Raw genomic sequence first — 22,244 nt, 5'->3', positions numbered from 1 at the left:
CGCGGTTCAGTCGGCGCGGCGGATCCGCGGCGCCGGCGGCGGAGGGACTTCCTTCGCGGCGATGATGTCGGCCACCCGGATGCGCTCGATGCCGCGGACGCCGTCGACCACGATCGTGGTGTCATCCGCGCTCAGCAGCTGGCCCAAGGCATCCGTCGCCTGCCCCGAAGGAAGCAGGTAACGCACGACGACGCGCGCGCCGGGAGCGGGAAGCGTCACCAGGAGCCCTTGCTGTAGTCCTTCAGGAACACGCCGAACACGTCTTCGCCGGCCTCGCCGCGCACGATCGGGTCGTACACGCGCGCGGCGCCGTCGACCAGGTCGAGCGGGGCGTGGAAGCCCTCTTCGGCGAGGCGCACCTTGGTCGGGTGCGGACGCTCGTCCGTGATCCAGCCGGTGTCGACGCTGGTCATCAGGATGCGGTCGGTCTCGAACATCTCGCGGGCGCTGGTGCGGGTGAGCATGTTCACGGCGGCCTTGGCCATGTTGGTGTGCGGATGCCCCGGACCCTTGTAGCCGCGGCCGAACACGCCCTCCATGGCGCTGACGTTCACGATGTACTTGCGGCGGGCCGGGCTGGCGGCCATCGAGGCGCGCAGCTTGGAGACGAGCAGGAACGGCGCCGTCGTGTTGGCCAGCTGCACCTCGAGCATCTCGAGCGGATCGACCTCGTCGACGTGCTGCGTCCACGAGTTGACGTCGTGCAGGTCGGGCACGAGCCCACCGGCGTCGATGGCGGTGCCGGCGGCGAGGCGCTCCAGCGAGCTCGACCCGGGGGCCATGGCCAGCTCGGTGAGCTCGTCGGCGCGCGCGGCCGCGGCGGCCAGGACGGGGTGGGCGGCGACGGAGCGCTCCAGCGCCTGGGGGTGCGGGTCGTTGGTGTGACCGAAGGTCACGAGCTCCGGCAGCGGGCCGTCCGGGAGCGGCGCAAGCTCGGCATCCACCAGCGGCTGGTAGGCGCCCGGCGAGCGCCGCACCGTCTGGGTCGCGTTGTTGATGAGGATGTCGAGCGGGCCGGCGGCTGCGACATCCTCCGCCAGACCGATCACCTGGGCGGGATCGCGCAGGTCGATGCCGACGATCTTGAGGCGGTCGATCCACTCGGGGGAGTCGGGAAGGCTGGAGAATCGGCGGACCGCGTCGCGCGGGAAGCGCGTCGTGATCGTGGTGTGCGCCCCATCGCGCAGCAGTCGCAGCGCGATGTACATGCCGATCTTCGCGCGGCCGCCGGTGAGGAGCGCCCGCTTGCCGGTGAGGTCGGCGCGCGCGTCGCGCTTGGCATGGCTCATCGCCGCACAGGTCGGGCAGAGCTGGTGGTAGAACGCGTCGACGAGCTGGTACGGCTGCTTGCAGATGTAGCAGGCGCGGGCCTTGATGAGCGTGCCGGCCGTCGGAGCGGTCGTGGCCGTGCTGATCGGGATGCCGCGCGTCTCGTCGTCGATGCGGTCCGGGGCGCCCGTCGCCGTGGCGGCGATGACACTGCGGTCGGCCTCGGCGATGCCGGCGCGGATCTCGCGGCGTCGCTCCTTCTTGACGGCCTTGAACATCGCGGCCGTCGCGCGGCGCACGGCGATGTAGTCCGGATCCTCTTCATCCATCCCGGACATGCGCGCCAAGACGTCGAGCGTGACGGCGAGTTCGGCGGGGTCGATGCCGCTGTCGCGCGGGGTGGGGTTCTCGGAAGGCACACCCGAGTTTACGCCGGGCCGCCTGAGGGCAGCCTCAGAGCCCCCAGCTGGTGGCTACTTGGTCGTCGTCGCGTCCAGCCAGTCCAGGGTCGCGGTCAGCGCGGTCTGGGCATCGGGCATGTCGAGGTGGAACTGATACTCATGCGGCAGCGCGGGCTCGTGCTGCGCGGGCCAGAACAGTTCGGTGACGTCGACTCCGGCATCCTGCAGCGCACTGCTCATCGGGATCGACTGCAACCAGGTGAGCCCGTCGCCGTTGCCGCCGCTGATGTAGGTGGCCGGGAAGTCCTCGGTGACGAAGTCGATCGTCGACATCGTTGCGCCCTCATAGCTCGCCGACCAGCTCTTCGTCCCGGTGTATGCCCACAGCGCGATCTTGAAGCCCCACGCGACGATCCCATCGAGCTCGGCCATCGCCGTCATGTCGTAGACGCCGCAGTTGAGGATGATGCCGGCCAGCTGGTCGGGCTGCAGCGCCGGGGTGAGACCCATCAGATGGGCGTACCGGTCGTTGGTGGTCAGCACGGCCAGCTGGCTCGCGAGCTGCGCACCCGCCGAATCGCCGGCGAGCACGATCTGGGTGCTGTCGATCCCCAACTCGGCGGCGTTCTCGTCGAGGTACTTCAGCGCGGTGTTCAGCTGCGTCACGGCGGTCGGGTATGTGCCCTCCGGACCCAGCGTGTAGTTCAGGCCGACGGCGGTGTACCCCTCACCGGCGAGGATGCGCAGGTACGGGTCGACGTTCGCCGATTCGCCGGAGATCCAGGCGCCGCCGTGGACCCACACGATAGTGGGGAGCACGTCGCCCGCAGCCGCCGTGGTGAACACGTCCAGTGTCGTGTCCGGGTCGTTGCTCTCGCCGTATTGGATGCCGAGCTGGGCGTCGACCGCGGTGTCGGGGATGTGCCGCTCCATCTCCTCCGCTGTGGCCGTGCCGCCCTGTTCGAAGACGGCGCGGATCAGCATTGCCGACGGCCACGGGGTGATCGCGCCGACGAGGGAGACGATCAGGATGATCGCGACGATCGAACCGCCGATCCAGCCGAAGATGCGCCATCCGCGATGCCGGCGGCGCGGCCGCTCGGAAGTGTCCGTCGTCATGCCGACCCTCTCGTCTTTCCCTCATCCTGGCAGGACGACGACGGATGCCTCGGCACGGGGTCGCTCGGTCGTGTCGGCTACCGCGTCGCTTCCTCGAGCAGCTCGAGGACGTGCCGGTACGACTCGCCGGTCGCCCGGCTCATGCCGATCTCGCACGTGCGGTTGCACGATGCGTGGGCCAATGCGCCGAGCGAGGCGACCTCCGCGGCTTCGGGCGCGGTCGCGGCGGCGGTCAGCTCGGGATGCAGCATCCCGCGGTCTCCGGCGAATCCGCAGCAGTTCCAATCGTCGGGGATCTGCACGGTGAGGGCGGCCGTCTCGGCGATCGCCACGAGGTCGTCATCGAGTCCCATCTGCCGTGACGAGCAGGTCGGGTGCAGCACCAACGATTCCACGGGCGCGCTCACCGACAGCCGCGGCAGCAGCTCGCGCCGCGCGAACGCCACCGCGTCCTCGACGTGGATGCCCTCGTCGCGCAGGATCCGCTCGAAGCCCTCGCTGCAGCTGGCCGCATCACTGATCACGGGCAGCGCGCCGTTGCGCGTCGCTGCGCGGACTCCGTCGACGACCCGACGGGACATCACGTCGTAGCCGCCGCTGAAGCCCTTCGACGACCACGGCGTCCCGCAGCACATCGACTCGACGCCCTCCGGCACGAGCACGCGCACGCCGGCACGCTCCAGCAGCCGTCGGAACGACACCGCGACGCCGTCGCCGCCATCGGCCGGGCCGAACATGCTGTTGACGCACGCCGGCACGTAGACCGCGATCGGATCGCCTTCACCGCCGCCCATCACTCCGACGGCCGTTCGACGCGCGCCGCCTCCTCCGGGGAGGTCGGCGCCGTAGCGCGGCACGGTGTCGGCGCCGAGCACGGCCCGTGCCGCGTCGGTCACCGCGGTCACGAGCGGCGCGGGCACCGCCTTCGCCGCCGACAGCGCCATGGCACCGCCGCGGGTGGCCGCGCTCCATCCGGATGCCGCCACCTTCCAGCCGGCGGCCAGGACGGGGTTCGCCTCCTCGCGGCGCAGACGCTTCACGAGAGCGCCGGTGTTGATGAGTACGGGGCAGGCCGTCTGGCACATGCCGTCGACTGCGCACGTCTGCACGCCGGCGTAGTCGTAGTCGCGCTCGAGCTGCATCACCGCGGCATCATCGCCGCGCCCTCGGGCTCGTTCGATCTCGCGTCGGACGACGATGCGCTGTCGAGGGGTCAAGGTCAGGTCGCGACTGGGGCAAACCGGCTCGCAGTACCCGCACTCGACGCACCGGTCGACCTCTTCCTCGACGGTCGGGGCGAGCTTGATGCTGCGGATGTGCGCGTCGGGATCCTCGTCGATGATGACGCCCGGATTCATGATCCGCGCCGGATCGCAGAGGTTCTTCAGGTCGCACATCACGCCGTACAGCTCGTCGCCGTACTGTCGTCGCACGTAGGGCGCCATCGCACGGCCGGTGCCGTGCTCGGCCTTCAGATTGCCACCGGCGTCAAGGACGAGGTCGACCATGTCGTCGGTGAATCCGAGGTACCGGGCGATCGCGTCGTCGCCCTCGAAGCGGTCGGTGAGCATGAAGTGGATGTTGCCGTCCTTGGCGTGTCCGAAGATCACGCTGTCGGCATACCCGTACTGATCGAACAGCTGCTGCAGCCCGCCGCAGGCGTCGGCGAGCGCGGGGACGGGCACCGCCACATCCTCCAGCAGCGCAGTCGTGCCGCTCGGTCGCGCACCCGCGACCGAGGCGTACAGTCCCTTCCGGAACGACCAGGCGGCCTTGCGTGCGGCCGCATCCGTCGAAAGGACCGCCGGGGCGCGCAGCGGAGCCTCGGCGAGCACACGGGTGCCGCGCTGCGCCGCCGCGACGAGTTCCTCGTCGGTGTGCGCGTGATACTCGACCAGCAGCGCGGCATGGTCCTCGACCTCGAAGCCCAGGATCTGCGCCGGCGCCCCGGGCAGGCGCTGCCCCACGCGCAGCGAGGTCGCGTCCATCAGCTCGAGCGTCGCGGCACCGGTCGCGGTCAGGCCGGGGAGCGCGACGGTCGCGGCGTGCAGTGATGGGAAGACCGCGAGCGCGGTGGTGACCTTGGGGGCGATCTGCACGGTGCGGAAGGTCGCCTCGGCGACGAAGGCGAGCGTGCCCTCGGACCCGATGACCAGGTGCAGCAGCAGCTGCACCGGAGACTCGAAGTCGAGGAAGGCGTTGACGCCGTAGCCCATGGTGTTCTTCAGAGCGAACTGGCGACGGATCAGTTCGACGGAACCAGGAGAGTCTGTGACGCGGCGGCGCAGCCGAAGGAGCCCCTCGGCAAGCTCCGGTTCCGCCGTACGCAGATGGGTGTCGGCGTCCGGGGCCGCGGTGTCGATGATGGTACCGGACGGAAGCACCAGCACCGCGGATTCCAGGGTGCGATAGGTGTTCTGGTCGGTGCCGCAGGCCATCCCGCTGGAGTTGTTGGCGACGACGCCGCCGATCGTGCACGCGGCCTCGCTGGCCGGGTCGGGCCCGAGACGGTATCCGTGCCGAGCGAGCCGGGCGTTCACCTGACGAACCGTCGCGCCCGACTGGACCCGCACACGGCGGCCGTCGTCGAGGACGTCGATCTCGCGGAATCGCTGTCGGACATCGATCATGAGCCCGGCACCACTGCCCTGTCCGGACAGGCTCGTGCCGCCCGAGCGCAGGGTGACCGGCGTGCCGCCGCGCGCCGCCGCCTGCAGGATCGCCGCGACCTCGGCCGCGCCCGCCGCCACGACGACGGCCTCAGGGGTGAGCAGGAAGTGCGATGCGTCGCTCGCGTACGCGACTCGATCGATCAGACGCGTCTTGATGCGCGTCGGATCCGCCACCACATCGGCGATGCTCGAGGGGAGCATGTGCGTCACCAGCCTTGCCACTCCGGTTTGAACCGTTCTACGTCGCGATAGTAGCGGGTGTGCGCGAGGGCGCCCGCTGCGTCCTCGTCGAGGATGACGGTGACATGCGGATGCAGCTGCACGATCGTGGCGGGCACGGCGGCTGACAGCGGCCCCTCGAGCGCGGCCGCGACCGCGGAGGCCTTCTGCGCGCCGAACGCGAGCAGCAGCAGATGCCCGGCGTCCCGGATCGTGCCGAGCCCCTGCGTGACGCTGTGCCGCGGCACCTCCTCGACCGGGCCGAAGAACCGCGCGTTGTCGCGCCGCGTCTGCTCGGTGAGGGTCTTCACGCGTGTCCGGGAGGCGAGCGAGGACCCAGGCTCGTTGAAACCGACATGACCGTCACTGCCGATGCCGAGGATCTGGAGACCGACTCCTCCGGCCGCGGCGATCGCCTCCTCGTAGTGCTCGCCGGTCCTGGGCAGCAGGGCGGGCTCGACGGATGGCACGTGCACTCGTGCGGGGTCGAGGCCGAGCGGCTCGACGATCTCGCGCCGCAGGACCTCTCGATACGACTCCCGGTGGCCGGACGGCAGCCCGACATATTCATCGAGCGCGAATGCCTGCAGCTCCGCGAGATCCCGGCTCGCGCGGGTGCGCGCCATGGCCAGATAAAGGGACTCCGGGGTCGATCCGGTCGCCACACCCAGCACAGGCGCGGTCGCGGCATCCACGTACTCCCAGACGATCCGCGCACCGAGCTCGCCGCCCGTCGCGCGGTCGGGGACGATGACGATCTCGGCCATCAGCCCTTCACTCCGCTGCTGGCGATCCCCTGCACGAACACGCGCTGCGACACCAGGAACACGATGAGCGTCGGCAGCGATGCGATGAGCGCACCCGCGATGACCACGTTCTGGTACTCGAAGCTCATCGTGTACGACATGAGGCGGTTCAGCGTGAGCACGACGGGATACATCGCCTCGGTGCGCAGAATCGTCAGCGGCCAGATGAAGTTGTTCCACGAGAAGACGAACATGAAGACCGCGAGGGTCACTACCGCGGGCTTGATCAGCGGCACCACGAACTGCCAGACGATGCGGAACTCGCTCGCGCCGTCGAGGCGCGCGGCCTCGATCAGCTCGTCCGGAACCTCCATGATGAACTGGCGCATCAGGAAGATGCCGAAGGCATTGGCCAGCCACGGCAGCAGGACGCCGATGTAGGTGTCGCTCAGCCCCATCGAGGAGACCAGGTAATAGAGCGGCACGAGGGTGACGATCGGTGGCAGGAACATCGTGGCGACGATGCCCCAGAACATCAGGTCCTTCCCGCGGAAGTTGTACTTGGCGAAGACGTACCCCGCGAGGACGCTGGTGACCAGCACCGACAGCGTCGATGCTCCGGCGATGATGATGCTGTTGAGCATCGACTGCAGGAACGGCACCTCGGTCAGTGCCGAGACCATCGGGTCGAGAGTCGGTGCCGCGGGGAACCACGTGGGCGGGATGGTGACGAACTCGGCGGGCGTCTTGAACGCCGAGATCACCAGCCAGTAGAGCGGGAACAAAGGCACGACGGCCACGACGATGAGCAGGGCGTAGAGCAGCACGCGCTGCGTCAGCGCGCGGGGTCCGATGCGGCGACGGGTCATCGCTTCCTCGCCTTCGTGAATGCGCCGAGCACGACACCGACCAGAACGATGAGCATGAACAGCGACACCGCGAGGGCGCTGGCGTCACCGGCCTGTCCGTACTGGAACGCGGAGCGCTGGATCTCGAACGAGACGACGTTGGTGGAACCGGCCGGACCGCCCTGGGTCAGCAGGTAGATCGGATCGAACACCTGGATCGAGTTGATGACCGTCATCAGCACGACGAATACGAGAGACCGGCTCAGCATCGGGATCGTGATCGACCAGGTCTGACGCCAGAGACCGGCACCGTCGACCTTCGCGGCCTCGTAAAGCTCCTCGGGGATCTGGGTCAGACCGGCGACCAGCAGGATGACGTAGTAGCCGAGCATCTGCCACACGTTGAAGATGACGAGGGACAGCAGCGCCCACGACGGGTCGCTCAGCCATCCGGGTGGAGTGAGTCCGACCGCCTGGATCATCGCACTCAGGGGGCCGTAGCCGGGTGCGTAGATGTTGCTCCAGATGATCACGATCGCGATCGTCGGGATGACGTAGGTGGCGAACAGGATGACGCGCACGACATTGCGTCCGCGAAGCTTCGGGAAGTACAGCAGCATCGCGATGATGAACGCGAGCGGCACCGTGATGAGCACGCTGAGACCGACGTACACGCCGGTGTTGGCGATGGCCTGCACGCGCGCGCTGTCGGCGAACAGGCGCTCGTAGTTGCTGAGGCCGACGAAGGTCATGTCAGTGATCGGAGTGAACATCGACCAGCGGTGGAAGCTGATCACGATGGTCATGATCATCGGCACCACGGTGAACAGGCCGATGATCAGCACCGTCGGGCTGAGGAAGACGGCCGCCGTCCAGCCGCGGTGACTCGCGTCGGTGCGGCGGCGACGTGGCCGGGGGAGGCCAGTGATCGGGCCTCCCCCGGCTGTTGACGTGAGATTCACGAATACCTTTTCGTTGACGTCAGCGTGCGGCGGTGAGTGCCGCATCGACGTCGACGGTCGCCGTCTTCATCGCGGTCGCGGCATCCGTCTGCCCGTTCAGCAGCAGCTCGATCTGACGCTGCAGGGCGTCGGCGCCGGCCGTCGCACCGAGCACGGTCGGGAACGGGGTCGCCGTCTCCATGGCGGTGACGTACGAGCTCAGGAAGTCGGAACCGAGTGCCTCGGCATGCGCCTCGACGTCGGAGATACGGCTGGGCAGGATGCCCATCGAGATGAGCATGTCGCCCATCGCCGAGGAACCGTTCTCACCCGAGTCCGGGCCGTTCAGCCACGTGAGGAACTTCCATGCGGCTTCCTGCTTGCCCTCGGACGCGTTGCCGTTGACGATCGTGTCCCACGAGTAGGAGATCGAGCTGGAGACGTCACCGCTGGGGCCGACGGGGATCGGCGCCGTCGCGACGTTCGCGAAATTGTCGCCCATCGCGTCCTTCAGCGAGGACTCCCACCAGTTCGCCATGATGATCATCCCCGTCTTACCGTTGACGAAGTTGTCGAGGTAAGGCCCGGTGGTGTTGGCGTTCGCGCCCGACATCGACGGGTCGGTCAGGCCCTCGTCGACGAGCTGCTGATACAGCTCCGCAGTCTCGAGCGCCTGCGGGCTCTCCAGGTCGGCCGCGTCGCCGGCGGCGTTCAGGAAGGTGCCGCCGTTGGAGGCCAGCAGCGAGAGGAACGGGTGCACGGCGCCGGAGTTCCAGCTTGTGATGAACCCGATGCCCTGACGGCCTTCGCCTGTGCCCGTGATGGCCTTGGCGGCTGTGACGAGCTCGTCCCACGTCGCCGGCGGCTCGGTGATGCCGGCCTCTTCGAACAACGCGGTGTTGTAGTTCAGCTGATAGAGGTCGACCTCGTTCGGGATGCCGCGGATCGCGCCCTCCTGCGTGGCCGCGTTGACCACACCGGCCGGCCAGTTCGCCTCGACGTCGGCAGCGACGTCGGCCGGAGCCTCGGCGGCGAGCCCGTCACGGGCGAGTTCGGGCAGCCATGCGTCGTAGACGCCCGCGATGGTCGGGCCGTCGGGGGACGCCCCCTGCGTGCGCAGTGTCGACAGCAGGTTGGCGAACGGCACCGCCTGCACCTTCACTGTGATGTCCGGGTTCTCCTCGGTGAAGGCCGCTGCGGCCTCTTCGAGCATGGTGACCTGCTCCGGTCCCCAGTGGGTGAGGAACGTGATCTCCTGCGAACCGTCTTCGGGAGCGGCGGAGGACGAGCAACCGGTCGCGACGAGTGCGACCGCGGCCGCGACACCGAGGCCGGCGAGCAACGAGTGCTTCTTCATGGTTTTCCTTCCAGATGTGATTGCGGGTGTGTTCGGGTCGGGTTCAGGGGCCAGCGAGGGCGAACTGCTCATGCCCTGCGGACTTGAATGCCGCGGCGCGCTGGTGGCCGACGAGGCAGCCCTTCACCTGCATCAGCGCGGAGTAGTAGTCGATGAAGCGGAAGCCGTAAGTCTCGCCGCGGGCGAAGGCATGACGCTCGATGCCGGTACGCCAGCGGTCGTATGCGGCATCCGGGATCTCGAAGAACGTATCGGCCTCGAAGCCCTCCATGTCCTCCCAGTTCTCGGCGTGCAGGATGGTCGGCACCGAGTGGCGCTCGGCCGCGATCTCCTCGATCGGGATGGAGGCGAGGAATGCCGCCCGCAGTGCGGCCTGAGCCGCACGCTCGTGGTCGCGGTGCATCGAGTGCAGCCAGTGGGTGATCAGGATGTCGGGCTTCGCCTCGCGGATGACTTCGGCGATCAGTTCGGCCACAGCCTCGTCGTCGGGCAGGAAGCCATCGGAGTAGTCCAGCGTGACGAGCTCAGCGCCGATGGTGTCGGCGAAGAACCGGGCCTCTTCGAGCTTCTGCTCGCGATACTTGCTCGGCACGATCGTGGGGTGGCCGCGCTCCCCATACGTGCAGTCGATGATGATCGCGCGTCCACCCTCGAGCACCACCTTGGCGAGCGTAGGACCTGCGGTGAGTTCCATGTCGCCGATGTGTCCACCGACGGCGATGACGGTCTTGCTCATGCGTTCTTCCCTTCCCAGGAGATGTCGGCTCGCAGGATCGTGAAGGTGCGTGTGATCTCGAAGCCGGTCTTGACGTAGAGGTTGGATGCCGCGGACCCCTCGTCCGCCCAGAGGAACCATGCCGCGTGGGCCTGCACCGCGGACATCCGCTCGAGGGTCAGATGCAGCAGTAGGCGACCGAGCCCGGTTCCGCGGCTCTCCGGCAGCACACCGAACGGGCCGAATCGATCGATGACGTCGTCGTAGGTGCCGTGCATCGCCCAGCCGATGAGACGGCCGTCCGGGTTGCGGGCGACCATGATGCGCTCCAGCGGCAGTCCGCTGACGATCCCCTCGCGGATGGCGCGGGCCCAGTCCGAGTTGAACTCGCGGCCGGCGAGCTCGATGAGCGGGACGATGTCCTCGTCGAGCAGGGTGCCCAGGTACCAGCCCTCGGCGCGCAGGCGCGCGGCGTGCTCGGATGCGGACTCCGGCAGACGGTACCCGCGCAGCGACATCTCCATCGAGCTGGGCTGTTCGATGATTTCGAAGCCGAGCGAGGCGAGCAGCGCGGCCGCCTCGGGATAGCGGTCGGCATCCAGACCGGGCAGCACGTAGTTCGGGGTGTAGCTGGAGAACACGACCTCGGTGACGCCCTCGTCGCGCAGCCACTCGAGCCCGCGGTTCAGGAGTTCACGGCCGAGGCTCTGTCGGCGCGCGTCCGGGCGCACGAAGAAGAACGGGATCCAGCCACGGCCGGGTTCGAGGTCATCGCCGTCGTGCGCGACGCGGCGACGCACGACGTAGGCGGCGCCGACGACCTCGCCGTCGCGGTCGGCCACGAAGAGACCCTCGGGGTCGAAGTTGCGGTCGAGCAGGATCAGGTCGCGGAAGCGGGTGGCCGTGATCGGGTCCTGCGGCGCGGCGGCCGTCCATGCATCGGCGATGCGGGGACCGTCGCCGGGCTGGAACGCCCTCACCTGCACGGTGGCATCCATCATCCGGTTCCTCCTCAACCTCGAGAGCCGCCAGTCTACGGCACTCAGTTTCATCTTGCAGTCTTAGCTTGGAGCATTGTTACACATGCGGGCACACGACTCCACCTGACCGTCAGGAGGCGGATTCAGACGCCGCGTGCGCCCCTGGTGACCTCGCGCGTGCGACGCAGCGCTTCCACGGTGTAGTGATAGCGGCGCTGCGCGATACCGGCGAAGAGGCAATCGACGAGCGCGAGCTGCGCGATGCGGCTCACCATGGCCCCCGCGCGGAACGTCGTCTCGCGGGCCCGGGTGTAGAGCACCTCGTCGGCCGCGTTGGCGATCGCCGAGCCGGGAACGCCGGTCAGCGCGACCGTGAATGCGCCGTTCTCCGCGGCGATCCGGAGGAACTCGAGCGTGTCCTTCGTCTCACCGAGGTGGGAGATACCCATCGCCACGACCCCGCTCACGGGGAGCGCCGCCGCGGCCCATGCCTCATGCGGATCCGACAGCACGAAGGCATCCCGGCCGATGCGGAAGAGCTTGTGCTGCAGGTCTTCCGCGACGAACTGGCTGGCGCCGACGCCGTACAGCAGGATGCGGCTCGCGTTCTCGAATCGCCCGACCACGCGCTCGAGCACGTCGAAGTCCAGCGAGCCGATCGTCTCGTCGATCGCCATGAGTTCCAGCGACGCGATCTTGCGTGCGATCTCCTGCAGCGTGTCGCCCGGGGAGACGTCCGCGCCGTAGGCGGCCGGCATCCCGAACTGCGCGGATTCCTTGCCGAGCTCGGTCGCCAGTGCGACGCGCAGCTGCGCGTAGCCGGCCATTCCGATCGCCTGGCAGAAGCGCACGACGGACGCGACCGAGGTGCCGCATTCGGCGGCCAAGTCGCTGATCGTGCTGTCCAGCACGATCGTCGGACGCTCCCGGATCGTCTCAGCGATCCGCCGCAGCGAAGGCGACAGCGACCCTACGGCCGCCTCGATGTCCGACTGAATGCTCATTCGCGCTCCTGGCGTCGTTCGATCACTCATCCCAGTATGGTCTCGACGACGCACGTGCCCCACTCCAATACCCTGTTGCTGAAACATTGTTACGGTCATGTTAACAAGTACGTATACTTGTTCCAGCCTGCACTGTGAGGAGAACCGTGAGCACTGAAGACGTCGTCGCCTGCGTCGACCTCGGCAAGACCCGCTGCCGCATCGTGGTCAGCGGACCATCCGGTGAGATCGCCGCCGCGACGCGCGAAGGCCTCCCCGGCCTGGCCGTATCCGGCGCCCCGGCACGCACGGCCGAAGTCCTGCGGACCCTGCTCGACGATGTCGCGCCGCACCTAGGGCCGACGTCGTTCGGTATCGGAGCCGCCGGCGCACTGACCTCTCCCGCTGGCGCTGAGGAACTCGCGCGCCTGCTCGCCGCGACCTATGCCGTACCCGTCGCGGTCGCCTCCGACATCGTCACGGCGCACGCGGGCGCCTTCGATGGCACCCCCGGCGTCTGCCTCGTGGTGGGTACGGGTGCCGTATCGCTCGGTGTCGCGGCCGACGGCAGACACGCACGCCACGACGGCCTCGGCCTCCTCGCGGGCGACGTCGGCTCCGGTGCCTGGATCGGCCGCGCCGGCATCCGGGCGGCCGCGATGGCGGTCGCCGGAGCCGCCGCTCCCACCCGCCTCGTCGACCTCATCGCCGTGTCAGGCGTCGGCGCCGCGCCGACCGGTGGTGAGGATGCCGCCAGGCTGGCGCGGTACGCCCCCGCCGTCCTCGCCGCCGCTGCGGACGGCGATGCCGCCGCGCTCGCAATCGTCGATGCTGCGACCACCGAGCTCGCCGCCACTGCGCAGGCTGCTGCACTGGCCACCGGCCAGCGGATCGTCGGCGTCCTGGGCGGGTTGACCGGGTCGGACTGGTTCATGGCGAAGCTCACCACCGCCCTTTCAGCCCGCGACCTGATCACCCGTGCCCCCGCCGGCACCGCTCTGGACGGTGCGCGCATCATCGCGACCCGCGACGACCTACCTCTGAAGGGGCTCATCCACCGTGCCTGACACTTCGCCCGCGAACCGGATGAGCGAACTCATCGATGAGCTCGCCGCCATGACGACCGAGGCCGCCCGCGACTCGATCGATCTCGACACGCTGGAAACGCTCGAGCTCGTCCGGCTCATGAACCTCGGCGACCAGAGCGTGCCTCTCGTCGTCGCCCACCACGCACCTCAGATCGCCCAAGCCGTCGACGGCATCGTCGAGCGGTTCCGGCGCGGTGGAAGACTCATCTATCTCGGCGCAGGGACGGCCGGGCGCATGGGCGTGCTCGATGCCTCCGAGTGCCCGCCGACGTTCGGCACCCCGCCCGAGATGGTGCGCGGGCTGATCGCCGGTGGGCCGACCGCACTGATGACCGCCGTCGAGAACGCGGAGGACGACGATCGTGCCGCGGCCGTCGAACTGGCCGAGCTCGGCCTGACCGACCGGGATGTCGTGGTGGGGATCTCCGCCTCGGGACGCACCCCCTACGTCGTCGGCGGACTCCGCTACGCGCGTGAGATCGATGCCCTGACGATCGCTGTGGCGCAGAACGCCGACTCGGTGATCGGTCGTATCGCCGATATCCCCATCGAGGTGGTGGTCGGTCCGGAGTTCGTCGCGGGGTCGACGCGGCTGAAGTCCGGTACCGCTCAGAAGCTCGTGCTGAACATGCTCAGCACCCTTGCGATGGTGCGGCTCGGCAAGACCTACCGCGGAATCATGGTCGACCTGCTCGCCACAAACGAGAAGCTCCGTGCCCGCTCCATCCGCACGGTCATGACGGTGAGCGGCGTCGGAGCCGAGCAGGCCGAAGCGGCCCTGGATGCCGCCGACGGACGCGTGAAGGAGGCGATCCTCGCCTTGCTGACCGGGATCGCACCCGACACCGCCGGTCGACTCCTCGACGAGGCCGACGGGCTGCTGCGCGTCGCCGTGGAACGCGCCTCCGCGGCGTAGTCGGGCCTACGTTGCCCGCAGAACCGCGGCAACCCAGTCGACCTCGTCGCTGAGGAGCTCGAGCGCCGATCCCTGGGGGACGTACCCGAGCTGAGCCGCGGCCGTCATGTCGAGCACGATGGGATTGGCTGCACTCCACGGATTCATGCCATCCTCGGCATGAACGACCTCCAGGGTGCCGTTCCATCCCAGCCGCGACGCGATCGACCGAACGATGTCCCCGGCCGGCGGCGCATCAGGATCGGCGCTGTTCAGGATGCGGCGACCCGGGGAGTGTGCCACAACCTCGATGAGCGCGGCCGTGTTGACCGCCGCCGTCAGATGGTCGACGGCTTCCGCGTGTGGCAATGGGATGACCCGGTCACCCGCAAGCATCCGCTCGACGAACGGACGTGTCCGAGCGTTACGGGCCCAGCGCCCGTGCACCTTGGACGGGCGGATGACCGTGACCGGCAGTCCGCTGTCCAGCGCTGCCCGCTCGACAGCAACCTTGCCCGGCGCGTACCCCTCCCGGCTGAACGGATCGACGTCGGTCGCGGGCGCGACAGTGGGGTTGGTCTCGGGTAGCGGCACTGCGAACCTGGGCGGCTCCTCACCGTTGATGTGGCGCCCCTCGTCATCGACATAGACAGCGCGACTGGAGATCACAACGCAGGACGCGGCATCCGCCATCACCGGCAAGAGCCTGCGAACATCGGATCCGCAGTAGGACACCGCGTCGACGAGCAGGTCGACTCCAGTCCCCGCGAGTCCACCGATGCCCAAGACGTCGGCGCGCTCGATCGTGTGGAACCGCACGCCGGCCGCGATGAGCTCGGCGGGCACGGACGCCACGTCCCGGCCCGTCACGTCGACATCCCAACCCGCAGACCGCAGCCGCATCGCGGTGGCTCCGCCGATGGCACCCGTCCCGCCGAGTATCACTGCACGCATCTGATTCCTCCCGTCGAGCCAGTCGAGCCTAGTTCGCCGGCTCCGCCCGGAGAGCAGTCCGCGTGCGCACTGCCACCCATACTGCCGCTATCCCCAGCACGAACTCGACGGCGCCGGCCGCGAGCACGGAAGCGGGCGGTGTTCCGTCGACCGCCCATGACAGCGACCGGCCGATGGCGTAGCCGAGCAGCACGAGCGCAGCGACCACGGCGGCCGCGAAGGTGAGCCTGCGCACGAACGCTCCCGCGACCACGCCGATCCCGAGCAGGAGAAGCGCCACCCCGGTCGCCCGCAGCTCGCTCAGCAAGGCCGGGTCGGTGGCATCTATGCCGTAGGGCGCATAGAAGGCTGCGGGGGCGAACGCCGACCCCGCTCCGACGACGGCGAGCACCAGCCCCGCCGCGACGAGCACGACCTGTTCGACGACGCGGCCGATCACGCGGTCACCACTGCGCGTGCGAGCACATCACGCAGCGAGCGCGGCGCGCGCCCCAGTGCCTGCTGCACGCCGTCGGTGAGGCTCTCATTACGCCCGTCGAACACTTCACGGCAGAGTTCCGTCAGCATCTCTGCCGTCTCTGCTCCGGCCTCCTCGGCGACCGCCGCACGGAACGTGGCATAGTCCAGCGCTACGTAGACCACGGACTCGCCGGTCACCTCCGCGACGAGGGCGGCGGCATCCGCGAACCCGAGCAGCTCGGGCCCGGTCACCTCGTACACCCGGCCCGCGTGCCCGTCCTCGGTCAGCGCCGCGACCGCGACCTCCGCGATGTCGTCGACGTCGATGAAGGGCTCCCGGCGATCCCCGGCGGGGAGAGCGATGACGCCGTCGACCGGTGCGAGCATGCCCTCCGTGAAGTTCTGGCTGAACCAGGACGCGCGCACGATCGTCGCCGGGATACCTGAGCCCAGCGCGATGTCCTCCGCCCGCCGGGCGCCGTCCTCGCCACGGCCGGAGAGCAGCACGACCCGCTCCACGCCGGCCGCGTCCGCGCCCTCGAGCAGGGCCGCGATCGCCGCATCCGCACCCGGCGCCGCGAGGTCCGGAACATAGGCGACGTAGAGCCGACGCACACCGGCCAGCGCATCCGACCACTCTTCGGGCTGCGTCCAGTCGAAGCCGGTCCCGCGCGCCAGACGGCGCACGTCGTGTCCCGCTCGTTCGAGGCGCTCGGCCACGCGTCGTCCGGTCTTGCCCGTCGCGCCGATGACGCCGATCGTTCCGATGTCCATGATCCTGTCCTTCCACCGCGAGGTCGGTCCTCGTCGGCGCCTCCACTCTCAGTGTCGACACCCAGCGGCACAATGAGCGTTCGGCCACTTCTCTATGCAGATCGTCCAGGAACGGCGACGGACGGCATCTCGACATGCGATCGTGGACGCATGGTCAATCCACGCGGTGTCGTCGGCGAACCGGACGGGCTCGGCGATGCCCTCCACATGCTGCGCCTCACGGGTGCGCTGTACTGCCGCGCGGACGGCGCCGCTCCATGGGGCGTCGAACTGCCATCCCTTCCCGGCTACCTCACACTCCCTGTGGTCCTCTCCGGTGAGGCGGTCCTCGAAGTCGACGGCGCACGGCACGTCCTCGGCGCGGGCAGCGCGGCACTGCTCACCCGCGGCCATGTGCACGGGATGCGCAGCGCGGACGGCGTGCCGGTCATCCCGCTGTTCGACATCCCCGCCGACCAGGTGAGTGAGCGCTACGAGCGCATGCGGTTTGGGGCCGCTGGGCCCGTGACGCGCATCGCCTACGCCGCACTGCGCGCCGACGACGTGCTCACCCAGCGCCTCGTCGCCGAGCTGCCCGACGTCATCGTCGTCGATGGGTGGGACGACGACGATGCCGGCACTTTCGCGACAGTGCTGCGCCTGCTCGCCCGAGAGGCGACCACGCCCCGCATCGCGGGCGAGACCATGATGACGCTCCTGGCCGATGCCCTCGTCGTCCAGGTGATCCGCTGGTGGCTCACCCACACCCCCCGCGCGACCGACGGATGGCTCGCCGCACTCGAGGACCGTCACGTGGGGCGGGCGCTCGCTCGGATGCACACGGATGCCGCGCACCCCTGGTCGATCGCCGAGTTGGCGGCGACGGCGAACCTCTCCCGCTCCGCGTTCGCCGAGCGCTTCACCGCACTCGTCGGCACGCCGCCGATGGGCTACCTGACGACCTGGCGGCTTCTGCAGGCCCACGCTGAACTGCAGCGCTCGGCGACGCCGATCGCCACCGTCTCCGCCCGCGCCGGCTACGCCTCCGAAGCCGCGTTCAGCCGCGCCTTCAAGCGCCACCACGGCATGACCCCCGGCGAGGCACGGCGAGCGCGGCGCGAGGAGCCCGCGCTGCACCGGTAGGCCGGGAGCGGGGTGGAGCTTCTCGCCGTCCAGGAAGAAGGACGAGCCCACCGCCACGACCGGCCTTGATCCGGTCGTGGCGGTGCGTCTGGGTTCGCTCGTCGTCAGCCTTGGCCGCGGACTCCGCGCCGGCGCCTCACAATGAGCAGCACGCCGCCCCCGAGCAGGACGACTGCGGCGCCAACCAGTCCGACCAGAGTGGCCGAAGACTGCCCCGTCGCGGCCAGGGTGCCGGCGGAAGAGGTTGTCGACGCACCGGGGGTGATCGGCGCCAGCGGCTCGCCGGCGGGGTCTTCGGGCTGACCGACCGACGTCAGCGGATCCAGGACGGTATCCCATGACCACATCGCGCCCGGTGTCGCATCGGGGAACTCAGCAGAGACCCCCTGCAGCTCGAAGTATCGATCGCCCTTCTTCACGATGACGGTGCCCTCGGTGTGAATCATCGGCGGCGTCGTCACCAGGTAGCCGCGGTGCATGTTGGGGATCTTCAGCGGCACGGACATCGAAGTGGAGGTCGTCGCCGCGACGGAGCGGCTGTAGTTGTACTCCATCGAGACCTCGAACTTGCCCCCCATCGCGTCGAAGCCGGCCTTGCTCGTGAGCTTGAATCCGCCGGAATTGGTCACGGTCTGCGACTTCGAGATGGTGACGGGGATGCTCATCTCCGATCCCGACCTGTTGTTGACGGCGTCGGACGCGACTTGGGGTTTACCCGCGTCGATGGTCACGGTCGCGAGGTTCACACCGCAGTTCTCCGGCGTCGTGCCGCAGACCTGGTCGACGAGTTCGCGCTGCTGGAAGGGCTCGGTGACGACGGTCATCTGACGCTTGGAGACCGTGAAGGTGGCTTCGTAGGCGCCGTTCCCGGCCGGCCACTGCTGGTTGGTGCGTTCGCACGAGTACGGCGCGACATCCGCGTGCTCCATCTTGTCGAGCGCCGGCGACTTCGAATTCTGCGGGTCGCGGTCGACGACGAAGCACGTGCCGTCCCAGGCGAACGCCCCTCCTCGGTAGTTGGCCGACCAGCCTACGATCCAGAACGTCGTCTGCTCGCCCGCGTCGAGGACGCGGTAGGAGAACATCGTCCGCGCGGTGTCGTGGTTGAACGGATCGTCGCCCTCCCGCATGACCGATTCGAATCGTGTCGTGCCGTTCTGGGCCACCGTGTCGCTGCCGTAGACGTGATAGGGCAGGTCCGACTCGAAGTGGCCTGCGGTCAACGCGATCGGTCCGGTCGTGTTGATGATTCCGGCCGCTTCGACCCAGCGGTTCAGCGACAGAGAGAAGGTGAATCGAACGTTGGGGTCTCCCTGTGTCTTCTTCGCGGAGCAGTTGAAGCCCTTGAACGTGGAAGGCGTTCCCCCCGCGCTCGGGTCGCCGTCGAAGATCGAACAGGATGCGAAGGAGCCTCCGCTTGTGACGTACAGACGCATCTCGACCCAGTGGCCCGACTTCTTGCCGAGCATCTCGATCTCGTACGCCGCCGTGGCGTCGACCGGGGTGCCGAAGAGGGAGTACTCCCCGTTGACGTAGAACAGGCCGCGCTCGGAGCCGCCGGCCGTGGGCCTCACCGCCGAAGGATTCCCGGCGGGCGCGGCGACCAGATGGCCGCTGGAGAGCGTCACGCGGGAGAGGTCGACGTCGGCCCACAGCGCCACATTCGCCTCCGCCACTTCGAGGTCATCCGCGGCGTCGAGCGCATCCGCCGATCGGGTGTCATCCACGGCCTGCGCAGGTTCTTCCGTCGCGGCCTCGGATGCCGCGGGTTCAGGCTCGGCCGCCGCGATCTCCTCGACCTCCCCGGTCTCGGAGGGGTCGGGCGTCTCGGCTTCGGCAGACTCGCTCTGGGACGGCTGCGCCGTGCTCGCCGTAGCGTCGGTCACGGGAGTGTCGGGTGCGACCTCCCCGGCGGAAGCAGGCATGACGGTGCTCAGAAGCAGCGAGACTGCGAGCGATGCGGCCGCGAGCGCGGCGGTGGTCTTCTTCATGTCGGAGAATCACCTCGGTCGATGGGGACTCGACGGATGCCGGGTCCACGCCTCTGCGTCGCGCTTTCGCGCGCGCCCCCCACGGCGATCGCAGAGCGTTGCATCCAGCTTCAGCGCGCGGGGATTCGCACGGAATGGGCCTACGTCGCCTTTCATCGGGGTCCAGACAGGCCCTGACAGACCCTCCCGCGGTGCTCATTGGAGGAGTTGGATGGACTCAGGCCGCACGCCTCGCGAATGAAGGAGAGCACGATGCACACACGCACCCTCGGTCAGGGACTGACCGTCTCGGCCATCGGCCTCGGCGCCATGGGCATGTCGCAGAGCTACGGCCCGAACCCGGGCGACCGTGACGACATGATCCGCGTTCTGCGCGAGGCGGTCGAGTCGGGCGTCACCTTCTTCGACACCGCCGAGGTCTACGGCCCGTTCGTGAACGAAGAGCTCGTGGGCGAGGCGCTCGAACCGCTCCGCGGCGAGGTCGTCATCGCGACCAAGTTCGGGTGGCGCATCGAGAACAACACCTCGGTCGGACTGGACAGCCGGCCGGAGCAGATCCGGCGGGTGGCCGACGCCTCCCTGCGCAGCCTCCGCGTCGACGCGCTCGACCTCTTCTATCAGCACCGGGTCGACCCCGAGGTGCCGATCGAGGACGTCGCCGGAGCCGTCGCCGAACTCGTCGCGGCCGGCAAGGTCCGGCATTTCGGCCTGTCCGAGGCATCCGCCGCCACCATCCGCCGCGCGCACGCCGTCTTCCCGGTGACCGCCGTCCAGAGCGAGTACTCCCTATGGACGCGCGACCCCGAACCTGAGGTCCTCCCCACGCTCGCTGAGCTCGGCATCGGGTTCGTCCCGTTCAGCCCGCTGGGCAAGGGGTTCCTGACGGGCACGGTCGACACGGCGACGACCTTCGCGGCCGGCGATATCCGCGGTACGATCCCGCGCTTCGAGGCCGAGAACCGCGCCGCCAATCAGACCCTGGTCGACCACGTCCGCGAACTCGCGGCCGTTCGCGGTGCCACTCCCGGCCAGATCGCCCTGGCGTGGCTGCTGGCGCAGCAGCCCTGGATCGTCCCGATCCCCGGCACGCGGCGCCGCGCCCGCGTCGAAGAGAACGCCGGCGCGACCCAGGTGGCGCTCTCCGCGGACGACCTCGCCGATCTCGACGACCTCGCCGCCCGCATCGGTGTGCAGGGCAACCGCTACAACGACACCCACTTGGGCCTCGTCGGGCGCTGACGCCCCGCACTCGCGCCCGTTCTCGCGGTGCGACCGGCGGGGCGCCACACGCGACGAAGCGCTGCATCGACGGGGTGAATAGGATGAGGAACCCCGATCGAGTTCTCTTTTGAGACTGTCGGTGAAGGGAGATCCGCATGCGCGTGATGCGAGCAGTCGATCGACTCGTCGTCCCCTGGCGCAACGGACAAGGAACCACGACCGAGGTCCTGCGGCATCCCGCCGACGCCGACTCGCCCTACTGGAGAGTCAGCATCGCGGTCATCGACCGGTCCAGCGCCTTCTCGTCCTTCCCCGGCTATCAACGCCTGCTGATGCCGCTGACGGGCGAAGTCACTCTGGTGGTCAACGGTGAGACCGAGCGGCTGGCGCGGCACGAGGTGCTGGCCTTCTCCGGCGATGATGCGGTCGCGGCGCAGGACGTCGTGTCCGTCACCGCCGACCTGAATGTCATGGTGGATCGCGCGTGGGGGTCAGGCGAACTCGCCGCCACCGCCGTCGACGCGCGTCTGGATGTGCACGCCGACGCCCACGAGACGGTGCTGCTCGTCTCCCTCTCCGCGACGCTGCGCTGTGAGGGGCAGACTCTCGATGAGGGCGACTGCGTGGTGCTCGCACCGGGTGAGAAGGCGGTCGTTCGCGGACCCGGGCAGGTGGCCGTGGCACGGGTGACATCGCAGGGCGGCGCCTGACGCACTGAGCTCGTGCAGTCGTGACCACGCCGGATGACGGAATGCTCCTGGTGGAGGACATGCGCTCGATACGACCGCGACACGTCAGTCGTCGTGGAGTCCGTCCTCCTCGAGGAGCATTCCGACCGAGGTCGCGCAGGCATCCCCTCGCCACGCCTCGATGCCCTCGCGGACTGCGAACGCGGCGATGACCAGACCCGCGATCGGATCGACCCACCACCACCCGAGCAGACTGTTGAGCACCAAGCCGACAAGGACCGCGGCCGACAGATACGTGCAGATGAGCGTCTGCTTCGAGTCGGCCACGGCGGTCGCCGAGCCGAGTTCGCGTCCTGCCCGGCGTTCGGCGAGCGACAGGAAGGGCATGATCACGACGCTGAGCGCGGTGATCAGGATCCCGACGGGCGAATGCTCCACCTCGACACGGGTGATCAGGGCTAGCAGCGAGGTGACGGTGACGAACACGGCCAGCGCGAAGAAGGCCACCGCGATCACCCGCAGGGTGGGCTTCTCCCACCGCTCCGGGTCGCGGCGCGTGAACTGCCACGCGACGGCCGCGGCCGAGAGCACCTCGATGGCCGAATCGAGGCCGAACGCGAAGAGCGCACCCGACGAAGCCACCGTGCCGGCGGTGATCGCAACGATCGCCTCGACGATGTTGTAGGCGATCGTGACGGAGACGATCAATCGGATGCGGCGCTGCAGCGCGGCGCGTCGACGCAGCTCGACGACCTCGATCATGCGGAACCCTCGACGCAGCCGCGGGTCTGCGAGATCTCG

General features: G+C 68.9%; 21 protein-coding genes. 5 read left to right on the top strand and 16 right to left on the bottom strand.

Annotated features, from left to right (window positions below):
- Positions 1–6 precede the first annotated feature (6 nt).
- From ASD65_RS12895 to ASD65_RS12845, 11 genes are all read right to left on the bottom strand, one after another.
- Positions 7–219, bottom strand: a complete 213-nt coding sequence (locus tag ASD65_RS12895; protein WP_056223262.1) for a putative acetyltransferase — start codon at positions 217–219, stop codon at positions 7–9.
- The gene (locus ASD65_RS12890; protein ID WP_056223260.1) at positions 216–1,688 is read right to left on the bottom strand and encodes an SDR family NAD(P)-dependent oxidoreductase; all 1,473 of its coding nucleotides are present in this window, start codon (positions 1,686–1,688) and stop codon (positions 216–218) included. Before ASD65_RS12890 ends, ASD65_RS12895 begins: the two co-directional genes overlap by 4 nt.
- A 54-nt stretch (positions 1,689–1,742) precedes the next feature.
- Positions 1,743–2,789: an alpha/beta hydrolase gene (locus ASD65_RS12885; RefSeq protein ID WP_056223258.1), complete on the bottom strand. Its 1,047-nt coding sequence runs from the start codon at positions 2,787–2,789 to the stop codon at positions 1,743–1,745.
- 77 nt (positions 2,790–2,866) lie between these two features.
- Positions 2,867–5,662 (bottom strand): FAD-binding and (Fe-S)-binding domain-containing protein, encoded by a 2,796-nt coding sequence (locus tag ASD65_RS12880; RefSeq protein ID WP_056224834.1) that lies wholly within the window; start codon positions 5,660–5,662, stop codon positions 2,867–2,869.
- Between the two features lie 5 nt (positions 5,663–5,667).
- Complete coding sequence (locus tag ASD65_RS12875) at positions 5,668–6,447, bottom strand: glucosamine-6-phosphate deaminase (protein WP_056223256.1); 780 nt, start codon at positions 6,445–6,447, stop codon at positions 5,668–5,670.
- Positions 6,447–7,295 carry a carbohydrate ABC transporter permease gene (locus ASD65_RS12870; protein ID WP_056223253.1) on the bottom strand — a complete coding sequence of 283 codons (849 nt, stop codon included), beginning with the start codon at positions 7,293–7,295 and terminating at the stop codon, positions 6,447–6,449. The genes ASD65_RS12875 and ASD65_RS12870 overlap by 1 nt, the downstream gene beginning before the upstream one ends.
- Entirely contained in the window at positions 7,292–8,236 is a 945-nt protein-coding gene (locus tag ASD65_RS12865; RefSeq protein WP_162248502.1) for a carbohydrate ABC transporter permease, read from the bottom strand. The genes ASD65_RS12870 and ASD65_RS12865 overlap by 4 nt, the downstream gene beginning before the upstream one ends.
- A gap of 19 nt (positions 8,237–8,255) precedes the next feature.
- A complete protein-coding gene (locus ASD65_RS12860; protein ID WP_056223249.1) occupies positions 8,256–9,572 on the bottom strand; it encodes an ABC transporter substrate-binding protein in 1,317 nt (438 codons plus the stop codon).
- 43 nt (positions 9,573–9,615) lie between these two features.
- Positions 9,616–10,308 carry a PIG-L deacetylase family protein gene (locus tag ASD65_RS12855; protein WP_056223247.1) on the bottom strand — a complete coding sequence of 231 codons (693 nt, stop codon included), beginning with the start codon at positions 10,306–10,308 and terminating at the stop codon, positions 9,616–9,618.
- Complete coding sequence (locus ASD65_RS12850; protein WP_200948667.1) at positions 10,305–11,288, bottom strand: GNAT family N-acetyltransferase; 984 nt, start codon at positions 11,286–11,288, stop codon at positions 10,305–10,307. Before ASD65_RS12850 ends, ASD65_RS12855 begins: the two co-directional genes overlap by 4 nt.
- A 122-nt stretch (positions 11,289–11,410) precedes the next feature.
- Positions 11,411–12,271, bottom strand: a complete 861-nt coding sequence (locus ASD65_RS12845; RefSeq protein WP_056223245.1) for a MurR/RpiR family transcriptional regulator — start codon at positions 12,269–12,271, stop codon at positions 11,411–11,413.
- Between the two features lie 146 nt (positions 12,272–12,417).
- Between ASD65_RS12845 and ASD65_RS12840 the strand changes: the two genes are divergently transcribed.
- Together ASD65_RS12840 and murQ are read left to right on the top strand one after the other, a co-directional pair.
- A complete protein-coding gene (locus ASD65_RS12840) occupies positions 12,418–13,317 on the top strand; it encodes a BadF/BadG/BcrA/BcrD ATPase family protein (protein ID WP_056223243.1) in 900 nt (299 codons plus the stop codon).
- A complete protein-coding gene (murQ, locus tag ASD65_RS12835) occupies positions 13,310–14,254 on the top strand; it encodes an N-acetylmuramic acid 6-phosphate etherase (protein WP_056223241.1) in 945 nt (314 codons plus the stop codon). The genes ASD65_RS12840 and murQ overlap by 8 nt, the downstream gene beginning before the upstream one ends.
- Before the next feature lie 6 nt (positions 14,255–14,260).
- Here the strand turns inward: murQ and ASD65_RS12830 are convergent, their stop codons facing one another.
- From ASD65_RS12830 to ASD65_RS12820, 3 genes are read right to left on the bottom strand one after another with little or no spacing between them, the layout of a single operon-like run.
- Positions 14,261–15,187: a nucleoside-diphosphate sugar epimerase gene (locus ASD65_RS12830; RefSeq protein ID WP_056223239.1), complete on the bottom strand. Its 927-nt coding sequence runs from the start codon at positions 15,185–15,187 to the stop codon at positions 14,261–14,263.
- Between the two features lie 28 nt (positions 15,188–15,215).
- Positions 15,216–15,626 (bottom strand): DUF4345 family protein, encoded by a 411-nt coding sequence (locus ASD65_RS12825; protein ID WP_056223237.1) that lies wholly within the window; start codon positions 15,624–15,626, stop codon positions 15,216–15,218.
- Entirely contained in the window at positions 15,623–16,420 is a 798-nt protein-coding gene (locus ASD65_RS12820) for an NAD(P)H-binding protein (protein WP_056223236.1), read from the bottom strand. The genes ASD65_RS12825 and ASD65_RS12820 overlap by 4 nt, the downstream gene beginning before the upstream one ends.
- Before the next feature lie 150 nt (positions 16,421–16,570).
- Between ASD65_RS12820 and ASD65_RS12815 the strand changes: the two genes are divergently transcribed.
- The gene (locus tag ASD65_RS12815; protein WP_056223234.1) at positions 16,571–17,542 is read left to right on the top strand and encodes an AraC family transcriptional regulator; all 972 of its coding nucleotides are present in this window, start codon (positions 16,571–16,573) and stop codon (positions 17,540–17,542) included.
- A gap of 104 nt (positions 17,543–17,646) precedes the next feature.
- Here the strand turns inward: ASD65_RS12815 and ASD65_RS19235 are convergent, their stop codons facing one another.
- Positions 17,647–19,533 (bottom strand): LPXTG cell wall anchor domain-containing protein, encoded by a 1,887-nt coding sequence (locus ASD65_RS19235; protein WP_056223232.1) that lies wholly within the window; start codon positions 19,531–19,533, stop codon positions 17,647–17,649.
- Between the two features lie 252 nt (positions 19,534–19,785).
- Here ASD65_RS19235 and ASD65_RS12805 point away from each other — a divergent pair, with 252 nt between their 5' ends.
- On the top strand, positions 19,786–20,772 hold the full coding sequence (locus ASD65_RS12805) for an aldo/keto reductase (RefSeq protein ID WP_056224829.1): 987 nt from the start codon (positions 19,786–19,788) through the stop codon (positions 20,770–20,772).
- Between the two features lie 137 nt (positions 20,773–20,909).
- The gene (locus tag ASD65_RS12800; protein WP_056223231.1) at positions 20,910–21,464 is read left to right on the top strand and encodes a HutD/Ves family protein; all 555 of its coding nucleotides are present in this window, start codon (positions 20,910–20,912) and stop codon (positions 21,462–21,464) included.
- Positions 21,465–21,548: 84 nt separating this feature from the next.
- Here ASD65_RS12800 and ASD65_RS12795 read toward each other — a convergent pair whose 3' ends face one another.
- Complete coding sequence (locus ASD65_RS12795) at positions 21,549–22,205, bottom strand: cation diffusion facilitator family transporter (protein ID WP_056223229.1); 657 nt, start codon at positions 22,203–22,205, stop codon at positions 21,549–21,551.
- Positions 22,206–22,244 lie beyond the last annotated feature (39 nt).

Origin of the sequence: Microbacterium sp. Root61 (genome assembly GCF_001427525.1) — a bacterium.
Lineage (GTDB): Bacteria > Actinomycetota > Actinomycetes > Actinomycetales > Microbacteriaceae > Microbacterium.
Note: the sequence above shows the minus strand (reverse complement) of the source record. Positions and strands in the feature narration are given on the sequence as shown.